Origin of the sequence: Arthrobacter sp. N1 (genome assembly GCF_048288285.1) — a bacterium.
Classification (GTDB): Bacteria; Actinomycetota; Actinomycetes; order Actinomycetales; family Micrococcaceae; genus Arthrobacter_D.
The window spans coordinates 2,819,408-2,835,526 of the sequence record NZ_CP102608.1 but is presented as its reverse complement, the minus strand read 5'-3'; the positions used below and the strand labels follow the sequence as shown (position 1 = coordinate 2,835,526).

Genomic DNA, 16,119 nt, shown 5'->3' with positions numbered 1-16,119 from the left:
GGCTGCCCACGGTCCGGCCCGCCGGCCGCGGCGGACGGGCGCACCGGGCAGCCGGCCGGGCCTGCCGACTGTCTCCGGTCAGCCGGCCGCGGCGGACGTGCACGGCCGGCAGCCCGCCGACTGTCTCCCGTCAGCCGGCCGAGCCGAGGAAGTCCTGCAGACGCTCGACGCCGACCGCCAGGTCCTCGTCCCCGAGCGCGTAGGAGAGCCGCAGGTAACCGCTGGGGCCGAACGCCTCGCCGGGGACGACGGCGACCTCGACCTTCTCGAGGATCAGCGCGGCAAGCTCGGCGGACGTGGCAGGCGTCGCCCCGCCGATGCTCCTGCCGAGCAGGGAGCGGACGTCCGCGTAGGCGTAGAAGGCCCCGTGCGGCGTCGGGCACTCCACCCCGTCGATGGAGTTGAGTGCGGACACCATGGCGCGACGGCGCCGGTCGAACGCCACCTTCATCTCGTCCACGGCCGTCAGCGGCCCGGACACGGCAGCGAGGGCGGCCATCTGCGGGACGTTGGACACGTTGGAGGTCGCGTGCGACTGCAGGTTGGTCGCGGCCTTGACGAGGTCCCTGGGGCCGATCATCCAGCCGACCCGCCAGCCGGTCATCGCGTAGGTCTTGGCGACCCCGTTGAGGATGACCACCTTGTCCCCGAGCGACGGTGCGGCGGTGGCGATCGAGGTGAAGGGGACGCCGTCGTAGGTCAGGTGCTCGTAGATCTCGTCCGTCACCACCCACAGTCCCCGTCCGGCGGCCCACTCGCCGATCTCGCGGACCGCGTCGGCGCCGAAGACCGCGCCGGTGGGGTTGGACGGCGAGACGAACAGCAGCACCTTGGTCCTCGGCGTCAGCGCCGCCTCGAGCTGCTCGACGGTCACCAGGTAGCCCTGCTCGGGTCCGGCGAAGACCTCGACGGGAACACCGCCCGCCAGGCGGATCGCCTCGGGGTAGGTGGTCCAGAAGGGTGTGGGCACGAGAACCTCGTCCCCGGGATCGAGGAGTGCGGCGAAGGACTCGTACACGGCCTGCTTCCCACCGTTCGTCACGAGTACCTGCGCCGGGTCCACCTCGTAGCCCGAATCGCGCAGCGTCTTGTCGGCGATGGCCTGCTTGAGGTCGGGAAGCCCGCCCGCGGGGGAGTAGCGGTGGAACCGCGGCTGGCGCGCGGCGTCGATCGCCGCCTCGACGATGTAGTCCGGCGTCGGGAAATCGGGTTCGCCCGCCCCGAAGCCGATGACCGGCCGGCCGGCCGCCTTCAAAGCCTTGGCCTTGGCATCCACGGCCAGTGTCGCCGACTCCGCGATCGAGTCGATCCGCCGGGAGATCCGGGGAAGTGCTGCGCGGATGGAGTCATCGGTCGTGGCGTTCATCGGGTCCCGTTCCGTGAGGGTCTGTGGCAGGTCCCAGCTTAGGCGGTGGCCCCCTGGCTGCCCCGCATCGCCGGTTCACGACGGCGTCACGGACCGTCGACCACCGGTCCACGGTCCGCCAGGGAGCATGCACCGTCGGGTGCCGGCTGCTCTCCGCGCGGGCCCCGACCAGGCCCGGACGGGCACCGGTTCGACGTTCCGGCGGTCAATGCGTAGACTTGATCCTCGGTGTTGAAACACCATGATGGTTCGTGCCCTGACCGGGGCGGCCGGAGTGGACGCGACAGCGGTTCAAAACCGAAGGGTAGTGGCGCAATTGGTAGCGCAGCGGTCTCCAAAACCGCAGGTTGCAGGTTCGAGTCCTGTCTGCCCTGCGCGTGGCCTTCGCGGATAATCCGCGAAGGTACGGCAGAAACAGATCACGAAGCCCCGGCGCAGGCACAGGCCCCGCGCGGCGGTACACATGATCAGCTGGGTGCGCCACTGGTGGTCCGGCTGGGACACCACAGAGATTGATGAGGTTGACGGTGACCGATACGGCTGCGAGCAGCTCCAAGGGAAGCCCCTCCGAGAAGAAGGCTCCCCGTCGCGGGTTCTTCGGACGCATCATGCTGTTCATCCGCCAGGTCCTCGCGGAGCTCGGGAAGGTGGTCACGCCCACCCGCCGGGAACTGGTCCGGTTCACCATCACCGTCCTCGTCTTCGTGGTCATCATGATGCTCCTCGTGACAGCCCTGGACCTCCTGTTCGGGGCCGGCGCGGTGTGGGTCTTCGGCGGCAACTGACGCCGCCCCGCACGACGGCGCAACCCGGAGCGGCAGTTCCGTGACGGCTGCAGTACACGCAAGCAGAACAACTCCCGAAGAATGTCAGAAAGCAGGCGGCTAGGTGTCCGAGCAAGAACTCGAACGGCAGATCACTCCCGAAGATGGTCTGGAGAACGAGGAGTACGGGACGGAGGCGGGCGTGGAAGCCTCCGACCTCGACGTGCCTGCTGACGGCTCCGAGACGTACCCCGCCGACACGGATGTCGCGGCCGAGGACGGACTCCTTGCTGACGACGCCGAGGCGGATCCCACGGAGGCGGACGCCGCGGACGAGATCGAGGCGACCGCGACGGACGCCGTCGACGAGGCTGCTTCGTCGGAGACCGACGAGGCCGCGGACGCCGACGGGTCGGACGAGGCCCCCGCCGAGGATCCGGTCGAGACCTTCAAGGCCAAGCTCCGCCGCCAGGAGGGTGACTGGTACGTCATCCACTCCTATGCCGGGTACGAGAACCGCGTGAAGGCCAACCTCGAGACCCGCATCCAGACGCTGGACATGGAAGATTACATCTTCGAGATCCAGGTGCCGATGGAGGAGGTCGTCGAGATCAAGAACACGACGCGGAAGATCGTCAACCGGGTCCGTATCCCGGGCTACGTCCTGGTGCGCATGGACCTCACCGACGAGTCGTGGGGAACCGTACGGCACACGCCCGGTGTCACCGGCTTCGTGGGCAACGCCCACAACCCGGTGCCGCTGAGCCTGTCCGAGGTCTTCTCGATGCTCGAGCACACGATCGTCCACACCGATGCCGAGTCGGGCAAGCCCGTCCAGCCGCAGTTCACCCCGGCGACGGTCAACTTCGAGATCGGCGAGTCCGTCACGGTCAACGAGGGTCCGTTCGAGACCCTCCCGGCGTCGATCTCCGAGATCAAGCACGAGTCGCAGCAGCTGGTGGTGCTCGTGTCGATCTTCGAGCGCGAGACCCCGGTGACGCTCTCCTACAGCCAGGTCACCAAGATCCAGTAAAGCTTCGACGCCACCCGGCGTGCTTGGCCGGGGAGCGTCGTCAGGCCATCACGCCATGATGGCCACCACCCCGCAGGACGCTCCTGTCCCGCGGGAACGCAATGCAAGAGAAGGACCCTTTCATGGCCCCCAAGAAAAAGGTCACCGGCCTCATCAAGCTGCAGATCAATGCAGGCGCCGCCAACCCGGCTCCTCCCATCGGTCCCGCGCTTGGCCAGCACGGTGTCAACATCATGGAATTCTGCAAGGCGTACAACGCCGCCACGGAGTCCCAGCGCGGAAACGTCATCCCCGTGGAGATCACGGTGTACGAGGACCGCTCGTTCACCTTCGTCACCAAGACCCCTCCGGCCGCCGAGCTCATCAAGAAGGCTGCCGGCGTCGCCAAGGGTTCGGGTACTCCCCACACCGTCAAGGTCGCGAAGCTGACGAACGCCCAGGTCGAAGAGATCGCCACCATGAAGATGGAGGACCTCAACGCCAACGACGTCCAGGCCGCTGCGAAGATCATCGCCGGGACCGCCCGTTCGATGGGCATCACGGTCGAGGGCTGAACACCTCGCACCACCGCCCGACCCGGCCCCGCCGGAGCGGGCACACCACCAATTTCACAGCACGACGCCGCCGCCCTGCGGAGACCGTCGTGAGTGGCAGGGCCCAGCGCGGTCCGACGACCACGACTGCATAAGGAGAACAAGCAGATGGCACAGCGCAGCAAAGCATACAAGGGAGCTGCCGCGAAGATCGAGGCGGACAAGCAGTACGCCCCCCTCGACGCGGTCGTCCTCGCCAAGGCGACGAACCCCTCGACGTTCGATGCCACGGTCGAGGTGTCCTTCCGTCTCGGAGTGGACCCCCGCAAGGCGGACCAGATGGTTCGCGGCACCGTCAACCTCCCCCACGGCACGGGCAAGACCGCCCGCGTGCTCGTGTTCGCGACCGGTGAGAAGGCCGAGGCGGCCATCGCCGCCGGGGCCGACTTCGTCGGATCGGACGACATGATCGAGAAGGTGTCGGGCGGCTGGACCGACTTCGACGCCGCGGTCGCCACCCCGGACCTCATGGGCAAGGTGGGCCGCCTGGGTAAGATCCTCGGCCCCCGTAACCTGATGCCCAACCCGAAGACCGGAACGGTCACGGCGGATGTCGCCAAGGCTGTCACGGACATCAAGGGTGGAAAGATCGACTTCCGCGTCGACAAGCACTCCAACCTCCACTTCATCATCGGCAAGGTGTCCTTCGACGAGCAGAAGCTGGGCGAGAACTACGCCGCTGCCCTCGAGGAGATCCTGCGCCTGAAGCCGTCCGCGTCGAAGGGCCGCTACATCCAGAAGGCCACCGTCTCGACGACCTTCGGACCCGGTATCTCCGTCGACCCGAGCGTCACCAAGGTCTTCGCCGTCTAGGTGAACCCTCCGAGAAGCCCCGCAGCTCATGCTGCGGGGCTTTCTTCGTGGAGGGCGGGATCGTCGGCGATGCCCGCACCAGCGATCCCCTGCGCGACGACCTGCAGGCAGCGCACGTCCAGCTCGAGGTCCTGCCCGGGATGAGCCGGCAGGGCATCGCCTCGGCGCTCCTGGCCTTCGCCGAGCAGCAGCTCAGGCTGCGGGGGCGGACCACCATCATGTCCTGGTGCGAGGCGCGGATGGACGTCGACGGGGATGCAGGTGCGGAAGGGCGCGTGGCCGCGGTCGAGCGGCTCGTTCCACCCACCGGCGCGGGATGGTACCCCGCCGCCGAGCCCGCCGCCCGTCCGGCGGCCGGCAGGGGGTCCGACCTCGTGCAGGTCGATCGTCAGAGCGTCCTGCACTTGGCGGACGTCCGGTCGGATCGAGGCCCGCCGTCGTCCACCAGGAGGACACTCTGGTCCTCGACGAGCACCGCGGGCACCGCCTCGGCAGTGGCTGAAGGCGATCAATCTGCGGCGTGCAGCGGACAGCTGGGCCGATGCCGAGCGCATCTACACCTGGAACGCCGAGGAGAACAGCTTCATGGTGGAGGTGAACGTGGGCCTCGGCTTCAGGCCGTCAGGCCGCACCGCGGGGTGACAGTTGCCCGGTCCTGAGTCGATTTGGTGGCGGCGGTGCAGTCCCGTATGCTCGAGAGACCAAAGACCGTCGGTCGATCCCCCTCCGCTTCCCTCTCCTGTTTAGGTACGGGTCGGTGAAGAAGGAGAAGGATCCGAAAGTTCCCGTCAGGGACGGCCTACGCAGGTGAACGAAGCTCCTCTCCGCGGATCACCTCCGCGTCGAGCCAAGCCCCGTGCATCTGCGCGGGGCGTTTTTTATGGGAGCAGGAAAACCGGCGCATATTCCCCGGAAGGAGGGTTATGGCAACGCCAACAAAGGTTTCTGCAGTGGATGAGATCACCACCGATTTCAAGGACTCCACCGCGGCTGTCCTGACCGAATACCGCGGGCTCACCGTTGCTCAGCTCAAGGAACTGCGTCGCGCCCTGGGTGCGGACACGAAGTTCTCGGTCGTCAAGAACACCCTGACGGGCATCGCGGCGAAGGAAGCAGGCATCGACGCGTTCGACGGCCAGCTGTCCGGACCCACCGCGATCGCCTTCATCAAGGGTGACGCCGTCGCTGCAGCCAAGAGCCTCACGGATTTCGCGAAAGCCAACCCGAAGCTCGTCATCAAGACTGGAATCTTCGAGGGCAAGGCCCTCGACGCATCCGAGGTCATCGCCCTGGCGGCCCTCGAATCGCGTGAACTCCAGCTCGCCCGGGTGGCTGGTGTCCTCAAGGCACCGATGTCCGCTCTGGCCCGCACCGTCGATGCACTGCGCATCAAGCTCGAAGAGGGAACTGGTGCTGCACCCGCAGCGGACGCCGATCCTTCTGCTGCCGAGGAAGCTGCTGCACCCGCAGAAGCTGCCCCGGAGGCTCCCGCCGAGGAAGCCGCAGCAACCGAAGCGAACTAGTTTCCCTTCGTCCACACACTGAAGGTGCCGTGCACCACTAAAGGAAGGACGCCTCCCATGGCGAAGCTCACCAACGAAGAGCTCATTGAAGCTTTCAAGGAACTGTCCATCATTGAACTCTCGGACTTCGTGAAGCTGTTCGAGGAGACCTTCGATGTCACCGCCGCTGCAGTTGCAGTTGCAGGCCCCGCCGGTGGCGGAGCCGAGGCCGAGGCCGAGGAGCAGACCGCTTTCGACGTCATCCTCGAAGCTGCCGGCGACAAGAAGATCGCAGTGATCAAGGAAGTCCGCGCGCTCACCTCGCTGGGCCTCAAGGAAGCCAAGGACGTTGTCGACAGCGCTCCCAAGGCCGTCCTCGAAGGCGCCACCAAGGAAGCTGCAGAGAAGGCCAAGGAGTCCCTCGAGGCTGCCGGCGCCACCGTCACCCTCAAGTAGTACCCCTGCTCCGCGGACCGGCCCCGTCGCCGGTTTCGCTTCAGGACGGCAGAAGAGCCCCGTTTCTCACGAAGCGGGGCTCTTCTCGTTGTCACCGGTACAGGCGGCGTCCGGCCGCGTCAGCGGCCTAGCGCCACAGCAGGACGGCCTCGCCCTGACCGCCGCCGCCGCAGAGGCTGACGGCCGAACGGCCGGAACCCCGGCGCGCCAGCTCCATCGCCGCGTGCAGGGCCAGGCGTGTACCCGAGGCGCCAATGGGGTGCCCCAGGGCTATCGCCCCGCCATGGATGTTGCACTGCTCGTGGGGGTAGTCCAGATCCTTGAGGGACTGCACCGCGACGGATCCGAAGGCCTCGTTGATCTCGATGAAGTCGAGGTCGGCGGTGCTCCAGCCGGCGCGGCCGAGCGCCTGCAGGATGGCCGCCGACGGCTGCGAGTGGAGCGTGTTGTCGGGCCCGGCCACCTGGCCGGGCGAGCCGACGACGGCGAGTACCACCAGGCCGGCCTCGTCCGCCTGCGCCCTGGTCGTGAGGACGAGGGCCGCAGCGCCGTCGGACAGCGGGGACGAGTTCCCGGCCGTGATGGCGCCGTCGGCATTGAAGGCCGGCCGCAGCGTCGCCAGGGACTCGACGGTGGTGGAGGGCCGGATCCCCTCGTCAGTGGTCAGGACGATGTCGTCGCCCTTCCGCCGGACGACGGTGACGGGCACGATCTCCTCCGCGAGGATCCCACTCCCGGTCGCAGCAGCAGCCCGCTGGTGCGACGCGGCGGCGACGGCATCCTGCGCCGCCCGGTCGATCTCGAGGCGCACGTTGCCCCGCTCCGTCGAGGCGCCCATCGAGTCGTTGTCGAAGGCGTCGGTCAGGCCGTCGTGTGCCACGGAATCGAGCGCCTGGACGGAGCCGTAGTTCCAGCCCTGCCGTGAGCCGGGCAGGAGGTGCGGGCCCCGTGTCATGGACTCCTGGCCGCCGGCGACGACGACGCGCGCTTCGCCGCTGCGGATGAGCCGGGCCGCGTCGATGACCGCAGTCAGGCCGGAGAGGCACACCTTGTTGAGGGTCACGGCAGGGACGTTCCACGGGATGCCCGCGCGGACGGCGGACTGGCGGGCGGGGTTCTGGCCGCAGCCCGCCTGGACCACGTGACCCATGATGACCGCGTCCACGCTCCCGGGGTCGACGCCCGAGCGCTCCATCGCGGCGGCGATGGCGAGGGCTCCGAGGTCGACGGCGGTGAAGGAGGCGAGCTGGCCGTTGAGGCGTCCGAGGGGTGTCCGTGCGCCGCCGACGATGACGACGTCGTGGGGGGCCGGCGTGGGTGTCGCCATGGCGAGACTCTCTTTCGTCGTTGAAATGGTGCCGCTCCAACCTTAGGCGGTGGGGGCCACGATCAGACGGTGTCGCGCGGACCGGGCCCGTCGGCGCCCTCGGGGTAGAGCAGGGGCAACTGCAGCGTGAGCCACGGCGAGAACGCCCAGGGCGTCGCGGTGACGGCCCGCACCAAGTCGGCGGCGTCCACCCACTGCACGTCCATCACCTCGTCCGGCAGGGGAGCCGGCGCACTGTCGGCGACGGCGGTGTACACGGGACAGATCTCGTTCTCGACGATCCCGGAGGCGTCCACCGCACGGTACCGGAAGTCGGGGAGTGCCGGGCGGATGTCCCGGACCGTGAAGCCGAGCTCCTGGGCCGCGCGTCGCGTGACGGCGTCCTCGAAGGCCTCACCCGGTGCCGGGTGCCCGCAGAAGGAATTCGTCCACACTCCCGGCCACGCCTTCTTGCTGAGAGCGCGGCGGGTCACGAGGATGCGGCCGGCGTCGTCGAAGACATGCGTGGAGAAGGCGAGGTGGAGCGGGGTGTCCAGGGTGTGGACGGTGGCCTTCTCGTGCGTCCCGATGGCGGAGCCGTCCTCGGCGAGCAGCACCACGACCTCGGTGGCGGACGTCCGGCCGCTGTCCTGGCCGTCGCGGGCGGAGCCCTGCCCGATGGTTCCTGCTTCGCTCGCCATGATCGGCACTCATTTCCGCTGGTCGTCGGTTGCCCGGTGATCGCCCGCGTCGTGCGCACGCACGCTGTCCGCTGCGTGGCGGTGATCGGTCCGGCTGCATTCGCCCCGCGTTTCGTCAGGGGCGCCCTTCTCGTTGTTTACTTTACCTATGGACATGGACACTCTGCTGGTCGAGCCCGTCGGGCTCGAGCAGGTCGAGGGTGCGCTCGACCGGCTCTTCGATGAATCGAAGGTCCGGGCGGCGAAGGTGGGCCCCGGCTACCACGGCCTGTGGGAGACCCTCGAACGCTGCACCGCCGGGGGCAAGCGATTCCGGCCCCGGCTCGTCATGTCCGCCTACCAGATGCTCGGTGGCCGCGACCTCGACAATGCAGCCGGGGTGGGCGCGGCCTTCGAATTGCTGCACACCGCACTGATCGTGCACGACGACGTCATCGACCGCGACTTCGTCCGCAGGGGGATCCCGAACGTCTCCGGTCGCTATCGCAGCATCGCCGAGTCGGCCGGCATGTCGCCCGAGGCGGCCCGCCACGTCGGCTTCTCCGCCGGTGTCATCGCCGGGGACCTGGCCCTGTCCAACGCCTACCGCCTGCTGGAGCGCGTCGAGGCGCCGCCGGCCGTCCGGCGCAGGCTCGGCGAGATCCTCGACGAAGCGGTCTTCGCCTCGGCGGCGGGCGAGTTCCTCGACATCGAGACGTCGCTCGACCGCTCCATGCCCCCGCTCGAGGACATCGTCCAGATGGCCCGGCTGAAGACCTCCGTGTACTCCTTCGAGGGCCCCCTGCAGGCCGGTGCCGTCCTGGCCGGTGCCGAGGAGGAAGTGGTCGACCGGCTGGGCGACTTCGGGCGCGACGCGGGGATCGCCTACCAGATCGCGGACGACCTCCTCGGGGTGTTCGGCAACGAGACCCGCACGGGCAAGACCAACTGGGGCGACCTGCGCGAGGGCAAGCGCACGGCCCTGCTCTCCTACGTCTCCTCCCGCCCCGAGTGGGAGAGCATCTCCGCGCTCATCGGCACGCCGGGCATGTCCGCCGCCGAGGCCGACTACGTGAGGCGTGTCCTCGTCGAGAGCGGAGCGAAGGACTACTCGGCGGACCTCGCGGCGGACTACGCGTCGCGGGCCCGGACCCACCTCGAGTCCGACGTCGTGCCGTCCGCCCTGCGGTCCGCCCTCGAGCCGGTCGTGTCCGCCGTCGTGGACCGGGTCCACTAGGTGGGCGTCGAGGACTCGCTCGCCCGCTACAACGCGGCTGCACTGAAGACCTCCGCCGAGGTCATCCGCTGCTACTCGACGTCGTTCGGCATGGCGTCCCGCATCCTCGACCGCACCACGCGGAGCCACATCGAGGCCGTCTATGCGCTGGTGCGCGTGGCGGACGAGATCGTGGACGGCGCCGCGGCCGGGGCGGGCCTCTCCGCGGACGTCGTGGAGCAGTTGCTCGACGGCCTCGAGCGTGACACCGAGACGGCCATGGCCACGGGATACAGCGCCAACCTCGTGGTGCACGCCTTCGCGGTCACGGCCCGGACCACCGGCATCGGCACGGAGCTCACCCGTCCGTTCTTCGCCTCCATGCGCGCAGACATCACGCAGAGCGAGCACGACCAGGAGTCCTTCGACCGGTACGTCTACGGATCGGCGGAGGTCGTCGGCCTGATGTGCCTGCGGGCGTTCCTCGTCGGACGGCGCGTGACCGCGGAGGAGGACGCCGTGCTCGTGGACGGCGCGCGCCACCTCGGGGCCGCGTTCCAGAAGATCAACTTCCTGCGCGACCTCGCGGAGGACTTCTCCACCCTCGGCCGCAGCTATTTCCCGGGCGTCCGTCCGGGGAACTTCACCGAGGCGGACAAGCTCCGACTCCTCGCGGACATCGACGAGGATCTCCGCATCTCCGCCGCGGCCCTCCCGGGCCTGCCTGCCACCCCCCGCCGCGCCGTCGCCCTCGCCCAGGGCCTGTTCACCGAACTCGCCCTGCGGCTGAGGCGGACTCCGGCCGACGACCTGCTCAGGGCACGGATCCGGGTTCCCAATCCGGTGAAGTTCCGCATCATGGCGAAAGCCTTCACCGGTCGCGCGGTACCGGAACTCGCCGCGCAGGAGAGGACGGCATGACAACCGAGCAGAACGGACGTGCGCGCGTGGGCGGACAGGACGTCGTCGTGATCGGCGGCGGGATCGGCGGACTGGCGACGGCGGCGCTCCTCGCGCGTGAGGGCCACGACGTGACGCTGCTCGAGAAGCGCGACCAGGTCGGCGGACGCGCGGGATCGTGGGAACACGACGGCTTCCGCTTCGACACCGGGCCGTCCTGGTACCTGATGCCCGAGGTGATCGACCACTTCTTCAGGATGATGGGTACGAGCGCCGCGAAGGAACTGGACCTCCGGCTGCTCGACCCCGGCTACCGCGTGATGTTCGAGCAGGGCGGCTCCGTCGACGTGCCCGCCGAACGCGAGGCGGTGACCAAGCTCTTCGAGTCGATGGAGGAGGGCGCGGGGGAGCAGCTGTCGAAGTACCTCGACTCCGCCGAGGACGCCTACGAGATCGCGAAGAAGCGCTTCCTCTACTCGACCTTCCAGTCCTTCCTGCCGTTCGTCCGGCCGGACGTCCTCAGGCGGCTCCCGCGCATCGGCTCGCTCCTGCTGCAGCCGCTGCAGTCCTTCGTCGAGAAGCGCTTCAAGGATCTGAGGATCCAGCAGATCCTCGGCTACCCGGCCGTGTTCCTCGGCAGTTCGCCGTTCGACGCGCCGAGCATGTACCACCTCATGAGCCATCTCGACCTCGACGACGGCGTCCTCTATCCGATGGGCGGCTTCACCACGCTGGTCGAGGCGATGCAGCGCGTGGCGGTGGCGGCCGGCGTGACGATCCGCACGGGCGCCGACGTCGTCTCGATCGACACCCATCCCCGGACACCGGGCCGGTCGCCGCTGGACCGCAGGGCGGCATCGGTGCGGTCGGTGACGTACCGGTCCGCGGGAGCGGCCACGACGCTCGACGCCGACATCGTCGTCTCCGCCGCGGACCTCCACCACACCGAGACCACGCTGCTGCCCACGCCCCTGCAGACCTATCCCGAGAAGTACTGGGAGAAGCGCGTCCCCGGTCCGAGCGCCCTGCTGCTCTACCTCGGCGTCCGGGGGAGCCTGCCGCAGCTCGAGCACCACACACTGCTGTTCACCACGGACTGGCGCGACAATTTCGGCCGGATCTTCGGCAAGGAGACCTCGGTGCCGTCACCGGCGTCGCTCTACGTCTGCCGCCCGAGCGCGACCGACGGCTCCGTGGCGCCGGAGGGGCACGAGAACGTCTTCGTCCTGGTGCCGATCCCCGCTGACGTGACCATCGGCAAGGGCGGGCTGGATCGCGGGGGAGACGCCCGGGTCGAGGAGATCGCCGACGAAGTCATCGCGCAGATCTCCGGGTGGGCGGGGATCCCCGACCTGGCGGAGCGGATCGTGGTCCGGCGCAGCTACGGTCCCCAGGACTTCGCCACCGACCTGAACGCCTGGCGCGGGACGAGCCTCGGGCCGGCGCACATCCTGAAGCAGAGTGCCTTCTTCCGCGGTTCGAACCGGAGCGGGAAGGTCGCCAACCTCTTCTACGCGGGCAGTTCCACGGTGCCGGGCATCGGGATCCCGATGTGCCTGATCAGTGCCGAGCTGATCGTGAAGCGGCTGCGCGGGGACACGAGTACGGGACCCCTGCCGGAGCCGGCGCTCGGCTAGGCTGCGCGCCGATCTCGCTCCTCCCGGGCGCGGCGGGCTTGACGGTGATGGGGGAGAAGCGCTATTAGACTTAACGCTGCGCGTGCCGTAGTGTAGTGCTTTGCGTCTTCCCTCTGAACCTCAGCCTTCATATAGCGGTGGGCTTTGCTCTGCTCTCGTCGTTCTACCTGGCCACCTGGTTGGGAATCGCGCGAGCAGACTCCGGTGAGCACTGAGATCCCCGCAGCATCCTGCGGTGGCGGTGCCGAGGCGAGGGCGCTGACAAGCCTGACGGTCTGTGGAAGGATCCCTCTTGGTCGCCCCGAGCACCTCTAATAATGCAACCGCTACCAGCCAGGTCGACGCCGACGGCGCCGCACCCCGGCTCTCATTCGCAAAGATTCACGAACCGCTGGACGTTCCCAATCTCCTTGCCCTGCAGACGGACAGTTTCGACTGGCTGATCGGCAACGAGCGCTGGAAGGCGCGCGTCGAGGAAGCACTGGAGAAGGGCCTGCAGGGTGTGGCCACGACCTCCGGTCTGGCCGACATCTTCGAAGAGATCTCCCCGATCGAGGACTTCCAGGGCACCATGTCCCTGAGCTTCTCCGAGCCGGAGTTCGCCGACCCCAAGTACACGATGGCCGAGTGCAAGGATCGCGACGCGACCTACTCCGCCCCGCTGTACGTCAAGGCCGAGTTCATGAACAACAACACGGGTGAGATCAAGCAGCAGACCGTGTTCATGGGTGACTTCCCCCTCATGACAGACAAGGGCACCTTCGTCATCAACGGCACGGAGCGCGTCGTCGTGTCGCAGCTCGTCCGTTCGCCGGGCGCCTACTTCGAGCGCACCGCCGACAAGACCAGTGACAAGGACATCTTCAGCGCGAAGATCATCCCGTCGCGCGGTGCCTGGTTCGAGCTCGAGATCGACAAGCGCGACCAGGTCGGCGTCCGCCTCGACCGCAAGCGCAAGCAGTCCGTCACCGTCCTGCTCAAGGCGCTCGGCTGGACCGAGGGCCAGATCCTGGAGGAGTTCGGCCAGTACGACTCCATCCGGGCCACCATGGAGAAGGACGCGACGGAGACCCGCGAGGACGCCCTCCTCGACATCTACCGCAAGCTGCGACCGGGCGAGCCCCCCACGGTCGAGGCTGCCCAGACCCTCCTGGACAACCTGTACTTCAACCCGAAGCGCTACGACCTCGCGAAGGTCGGCCGGTACAAGATCAACCGCAAGCTCGGGATCGACAAGGACCTCACGGACTCCGACGCCTCGGTGCTGAACATCGACGACATCGTCGCGATGATCAAGTTCCTGGTGGCCCTGCACGCCGGGGACAAGACCCTCGGCGGCAAGCGCGACGGCGGCGACGTGGAGCTCCGCGTCGAGGTCGACGACATCGACCACTTCGGCAACCGCCGGATCCGCGCCGTGGGCGAGCTCATCGAGAACCAGGTCCGCACCGGCCTGTCCCGCATGGAGCGCGTCGTCCGAGAGCGCATGACGACCCAGGACGTCGAGGCCATCACGCCGCAGACCCTGATCAACATCCGTCCCGTCGTGGCCGCGATCAAGGAGTTCTTCGGAACCTCCCAGCTGTCGCAGTTCATGGACCAGAACAACCCGCTCGCCGGCCTGACGCACAAGCGTCGCCTGTCCGCGCTGGGCCCTGGTGGTCTGTCCCGTGACCGCGCAGGCATGGAGGTCCGTGACGTCCACCCCTCGCACTACGGACGCATGTGCCCCATCGAGACCCCTGAAGGCCCGAACATCGGCCTCATCGGTTCGCTCGCCTCGTACGGCCGCATCAACGCGTTCGGCTTCATCGAGACCCCGTACCGCAAGGTCGTCGACGGCATCGTCACCGACCAGATCGACTACCTGACCGCGGACGACGAGGTGGAGCGCCTCATCGCCCAGGCGAACGCGCCCCTCGATGCGAACAGCACCTTCACCGAGGACATGGTCCTGGTGCGGACCCGTGGTGGTTCGGGCGAGCCCGTGCTCGTCACGCCCGACGAGGTCGAGTACATGGACGTCTCCCCGCGCCAGATGGTGTCCGTCGCAACCGCGATGATCCCGTTCCTGGAGCACGACGACGCCAACCGCGCCCTCATGGGCGCGAACATGCAGCGCCAGGCCGTGCCCCTGCTCCGCTCCGAGCGTCCCCTCGTGGGCACCGGCATGGAGAAGAACGCAGCCGTCGACGCCGGTGACGCCGTCACCGCGACGAAGGCCGGCGTCGTCAAGGAGGTGTCGGCCGACCTGGTCAGCATCCTCAACGACGACGGCACCGAGACGAACTACCCGATCATGAAGTTCGCCCGCTCCAACCAGGGCAACGCGTACAACCAGCGTGTCCTGGTCGCCGAGGGCGACCGCGTCGAGTTCAACACGATCATCGCGGACGGTCCGTCGACCGACCAGGGTGAGCTCGCGCTGGGCAAGAACATGCTCGTGGCATTCATGTCCTGGGAGGGTCACAACTTCGAGGACGCGATCATCCTGTCGCAGCGCATCGTCTCCGACGATGTCTTGACGTCGATCCACATCGAGGAGCACGAAGTCGATGCCCGCGACACCAAGCTCGGTGCCGAGGAGATCACGCGTGACATCCCGAACGTGTCCGAGGAAGTCCTCGGAGCGCTCGACGAGCGCGGCATCATCCACATCGGTGCCGAGGTCGAAGCCGGGGACATCCTCGTCGGCCGCGTCACACCCAAGGGCGAGACGGAACTGACCCCGGAGGAGCGCCTGCTGCGCGCCATCTTCGGCGAGAAGAGCCGTGAGGTCCGCGACACCTCCCTGAAGGTGCCCCACGGCGAGTCGGGCACGGTCATCGGTGTGCGCATCTTCGACCGCGACAACGACGACGAGCTGCCCCCGGGCGTCAACCAGCTGGTCCGCGTCTACGTGGCACAGAAGCGCAAGATCACGGACGGCGACAAGCTCGCCGGCCGCCACGGCAACAAGGGCGTCATCTCCAAGATCCTCCCGATCGAGGACATGCCGTTCATGGAGGACGGCACGCCCGTCGACATCGTCCTGAACCCGCTGGGTGTCCCGGGCCGCATGAACGTCGGCCAGGTCCTCGAGATCCACCTCGGCTGGGCAGCCAAGCAGGGCTGGAAGATCGAGGGTGACCCCGAGTGGATGAAGAATCTCCCGAACCTTCCCCGGGAGATCTCCTCGACCACCGTCGCGACCCCCGTGTTCGACGGCGCCACCGAGGACGAGATCGTCGGCCTGCTGGGCTCCACGAACGTCACGCGTGACGGACAGCGCCTCATCGGCGAGTCCGGCAAGGCGCGCCTGTTCGACGGCCGCTCCGGCGAGCCGTTCCCGGACCCGATCTCCGTCGGCTACATGTACATCCTGAAGCTCCACCACCTGGTGGACGACAAGATCCACGCCCGCTCGACGGGACCGTACTCGATGATCACGCAGCAGCCGCTGGGTGGTAAGGCGCAGTTCGGTGGCCAGCGCTTCGGTGAGATGGAAGTCTGGGCCCTCGAGGCCTACGGCGCGGCCTACACGCTGCAGGAACTCCTGACCATCAAGTCGGACGACATCCACGGACGCGTCAAGGTGTACGAGGCCATCGTCAAGGGCGAGAACATCCCCGAGCCGGGTGTCCCCGAGTCCTTCAAGGTGCTGATCAAGGAAATGCAGTCGCTCTGCCTGAACGTGGAAGTCCTTTCCACCGACGGTACGACGATCGAGATGCGTGACTCGGATGAAGAAGTCTTCCGGGCCGCGGAGGAACTGGGCATCGACCTCTCACGGGCCGAGCCGAGCTCTGTCGAGGAAGTCTAGGTTTCAGGACGCCGTACCGGCGTTCGAACGGGGCCAACGAAATTTCCGCGG

General features: G+C 67.9%; 13 protein-coding genes, 1 tRNA gene and 1 pseudogene. 12 read left to right on the top strand and 3 right to left on the bottom strand.

Annotated features, from left to right (window positions below):
* Positions 1–130: 130 nt before the first annotated feature.
* Positions 131–1,366, bottom strand: coding sequence for a pyridoxal phosphate-dependent aminotransferase (locus NVV32_RS13140; protein WP_422390443.1), 1,236 nt, complete (start codon positions 1,364–1,366; stop codon positions 131–133).
* Positions 1,367–1,667: 301 nt separating this feature from the next.
* On the opposite strand from NVV32_RS13140, the gene NVV32_RS13135 reads away from it, so the two are divergent.
* The 8 genes and pseudogenes from NVV32_RS13135 to rplL all read left to right on the top strand — a co-directional run bounded on the left by NVV32_RS13135 (position 1,668) and on the right by rplL (position 6,527).
* Positions 1,668–1,740, top strand: a tRNA-Trp gene (locus NVV32_RS13135).
* A 153-nt stretch (positions 1,741–1,893) separates the two neighbouring features.
* Positions 1,894–2,151, top strand: a complete 258-nt coding sequence (secE, locus tag NVV32_RS13130) for a preprotein translocase subunit SecE (RefSeq protein WP_235498664.1) — start codon at positions 1,894–1,896, stop codon at positions 2,149–2,151.
* A gap of 103 nt (positions 2,152–2,254) precedes the next feature.
* A complete protein-coding gene (gene nusG / locus NVV32_RS13125) occupies positions 2,255–3,163 on the top strand; it encodes a transcription termination/antitermination protein NusG (RefSeq protein WP_422390442.1) in 909 nt (302 codons plus the stop codon).
* Between the two features lie 122 nt (positions 3,164–3,285).
* Positions 3,286–3,717, top strand: a complete 432-nt coding sequence (rplK, locus tag NVV32_RS13120; RefSeq protein WP_043440576.1) for a 50S ribosomal protein L11 — start codon at positions 3,286–3,288, stop codon at positions 3,715–3,717.
* A gap of 147 nt (positions 3,718–3,864) precedes the next feature.
* Entirely contained in the window at positions 3,865–4,569 is a 705-nt protein-coding gene (gene rplA, locus NVV32_RS13115; protein WP_055768025.1) for a 50S ribosomal protein L1, read from the top strand.
* Positions 4,569–5,228 (top strand): annotated as a pseudogene (locus tag NVV32_RS13110) (GNAT family N-acetyltransferase); the annotation flags it as partial. The gene rplA and the pseudogene NVV32_RS13110, both read left to right, overlap by 1 nt.
* Before the next feature lie 264 nt (positions 5,229–5,492).
* Positions 5,493–6,092: a 50S ribosomal protein L10 gene (rplJ, locus tag NVV32_RS13105; RefSeq protein ID WP_422390441.1), complete on the top strand. Its 600-nt coding sequence runs from the start codon at positions 5,493–5,495 to the stop codon at positions 6,090–6,092.
* A 57-nt stretch (positions 6,093–6,149) separates the two neighbouring features.
* Entirely contained in the window at positions 6,150–6,527 is a 378-nt protein-coding gene (gene rplL / locus NVV32_RS13100) for a 50S ribosomal protein L7/L12 (RefSeq protein ID WP_055768032.1), read from the top strand.
* A 127-nt stretch (positions 6,528–6,654) separates the two neighbouring features.
* Here the strand turns inward: rplL and NVV32_RS13095 are convergent, their stop codons facing one another.
* Positions 6,655–7,854: an acetyl-CoA C-acetyltransferase gene (locus tag NVV32_RS13095; RefSeq protein WP_422390440.1), complete on the bottom strand. Its 1,200-nt coding sequence runs from the start codon at positions 7,852–7,854 to the stop codon at positions 6,655–6,657.
* 62 nt (positions 7,855–7,916) lie between these two features.
* Complete coding sequence (gene idi / locus NVV32_RS13090) at positions 7,917–8,534, bottom strand: isopentenyl-diphosphate Delta-isomerase (RefSeq protein WP_422390439.1); 618 nt, start codon at positions 8,532–8,534, stop codon at positions 7,917–7,919.
* A 148-nt stretch (positions 8,535–8,682) separates the two neighbouring features.
* Between idi and NVV32_RS13085 the strand changes: the two genes are divergently transcribed.
* The 4 genes from NVV32_RS13085 (at position 8,683) to rpoB (ending at position 16,068) form a co-directional block, all read left to right on the top strand.
* Positions 8,683–9,750 carry a polyprenyl synthetase family protein gene (locus NVV32_RS13085; protein WP_055768038.1) on the top strand — a complete coding sequence of 356 codons (1,068 nt, stop codon included), beginning with the start codon at positions 8,683–8,685 and terminating at the stop codon, positions 9,748–9,750.
* A complete protein-coding gene (locus tag NVV32_RS13080) occupies positions 9,751–10,650 on the top strand; it encodes a phytoene/squalene synthase family protein (RefSeq protein WP_422390438.1) in 900 nt (299 codons plus the stop codon).
* The gene (gene crtI / locus NVV32_RS13075) at positions 10,647–12,266 is read left to right on the top strand and encodes a phytoene desaturase family protein (protein ID WP_422390437.1); all 1,620 of its coding nucleotides are present in this window, start codon (positions 10,647–10,649) and stop codon (positions 12,264–12,266) included. Before NVV32_RS13080 ends, crtI begins: the two co-directional genes overlap by 4 nt.
* A 292-nt stretch (positions 12,267–12,558) precedes the next feature.
* Entirely contained in the window at positions 12,559–16,068 is a 3,510-nt protein-coding gene (gene rpoB / locus NVV32_RS13070) for a DNA-directed RNA polymerase subunit beta (protein ID WP_055768045.1), read from the top strand.
* The last annotated feature ends 51 nt before the right edge of the window (positions 16,069–16,119 follow it).

What these genes read in the sequence shown, in the direction of transcription:
- NVV32_RS13140 (WP_422390443.1), bottom strand. Translation starts at nt 1,366, where the DNA reads ATGAACGCCACGACCGATGACTCCATCCGCGCAGCACTTCCCCGGATC.
- NVV32_RS13085 (WP_055768038.1), top strand. Translation starts at nt 8,683, where the DNA reads ATGGACATGGACACTCTGCTGGTCGAGCCCGTCGGGCTCGAGCAGGTC.
- rplK (WP_043440576.1), top strand. Translation starts at nt 3,286, where the DNA reads ATGGCCCCCAAGAAAAAGGTCACCGGCCTCATCAAGCTGCAGATCAAT.
- rplA (WP_055768025.1), top strand. Translation starts at nt 3,865, where the DNA reads ATGGCACAGCGCAGCAAAGCATACAAGGGAGCTGCCGCGAAGATCGAG.
- rplJ (WP_422390441.1), top strand. Translation starts at nt 5,493, where the DNA reads ATGGCAACGCCAACAAAGGTTTCTGCAGTGGATGAGATCACCACCGAT.
- crtI (WP_422390437.1), top strand. Translation starts at nt 10,647, where the DNA reads ATGACAACCGAGCAGAACGGACGTGCGCGCGTGGGCGGACAGGACGTC.
- idi (WP_422390439.1), bottom strand. Translation starts at nt 8,534, where the DNA reads ATGGCGAGCGAAGCAGGAACCATCGGGCAGGGCTCCGCCCGCGACGGC.
- rplL (WP_055768032.1), top strand. Translation starts at nt 6,150, where the DNA reads ATGGCGAAGCTCACCAACGAAGAGCTCATTGAAGCTTTCAAGGAACTG.
- NVV32_RS13095 (WP_422390440.1), bottom strand. Translation starts at nt 7,854, where the DNA reads ATGGCGACACCCACGCCGGCCCCCCACGACGTCGTCATCGTCGGCGGC.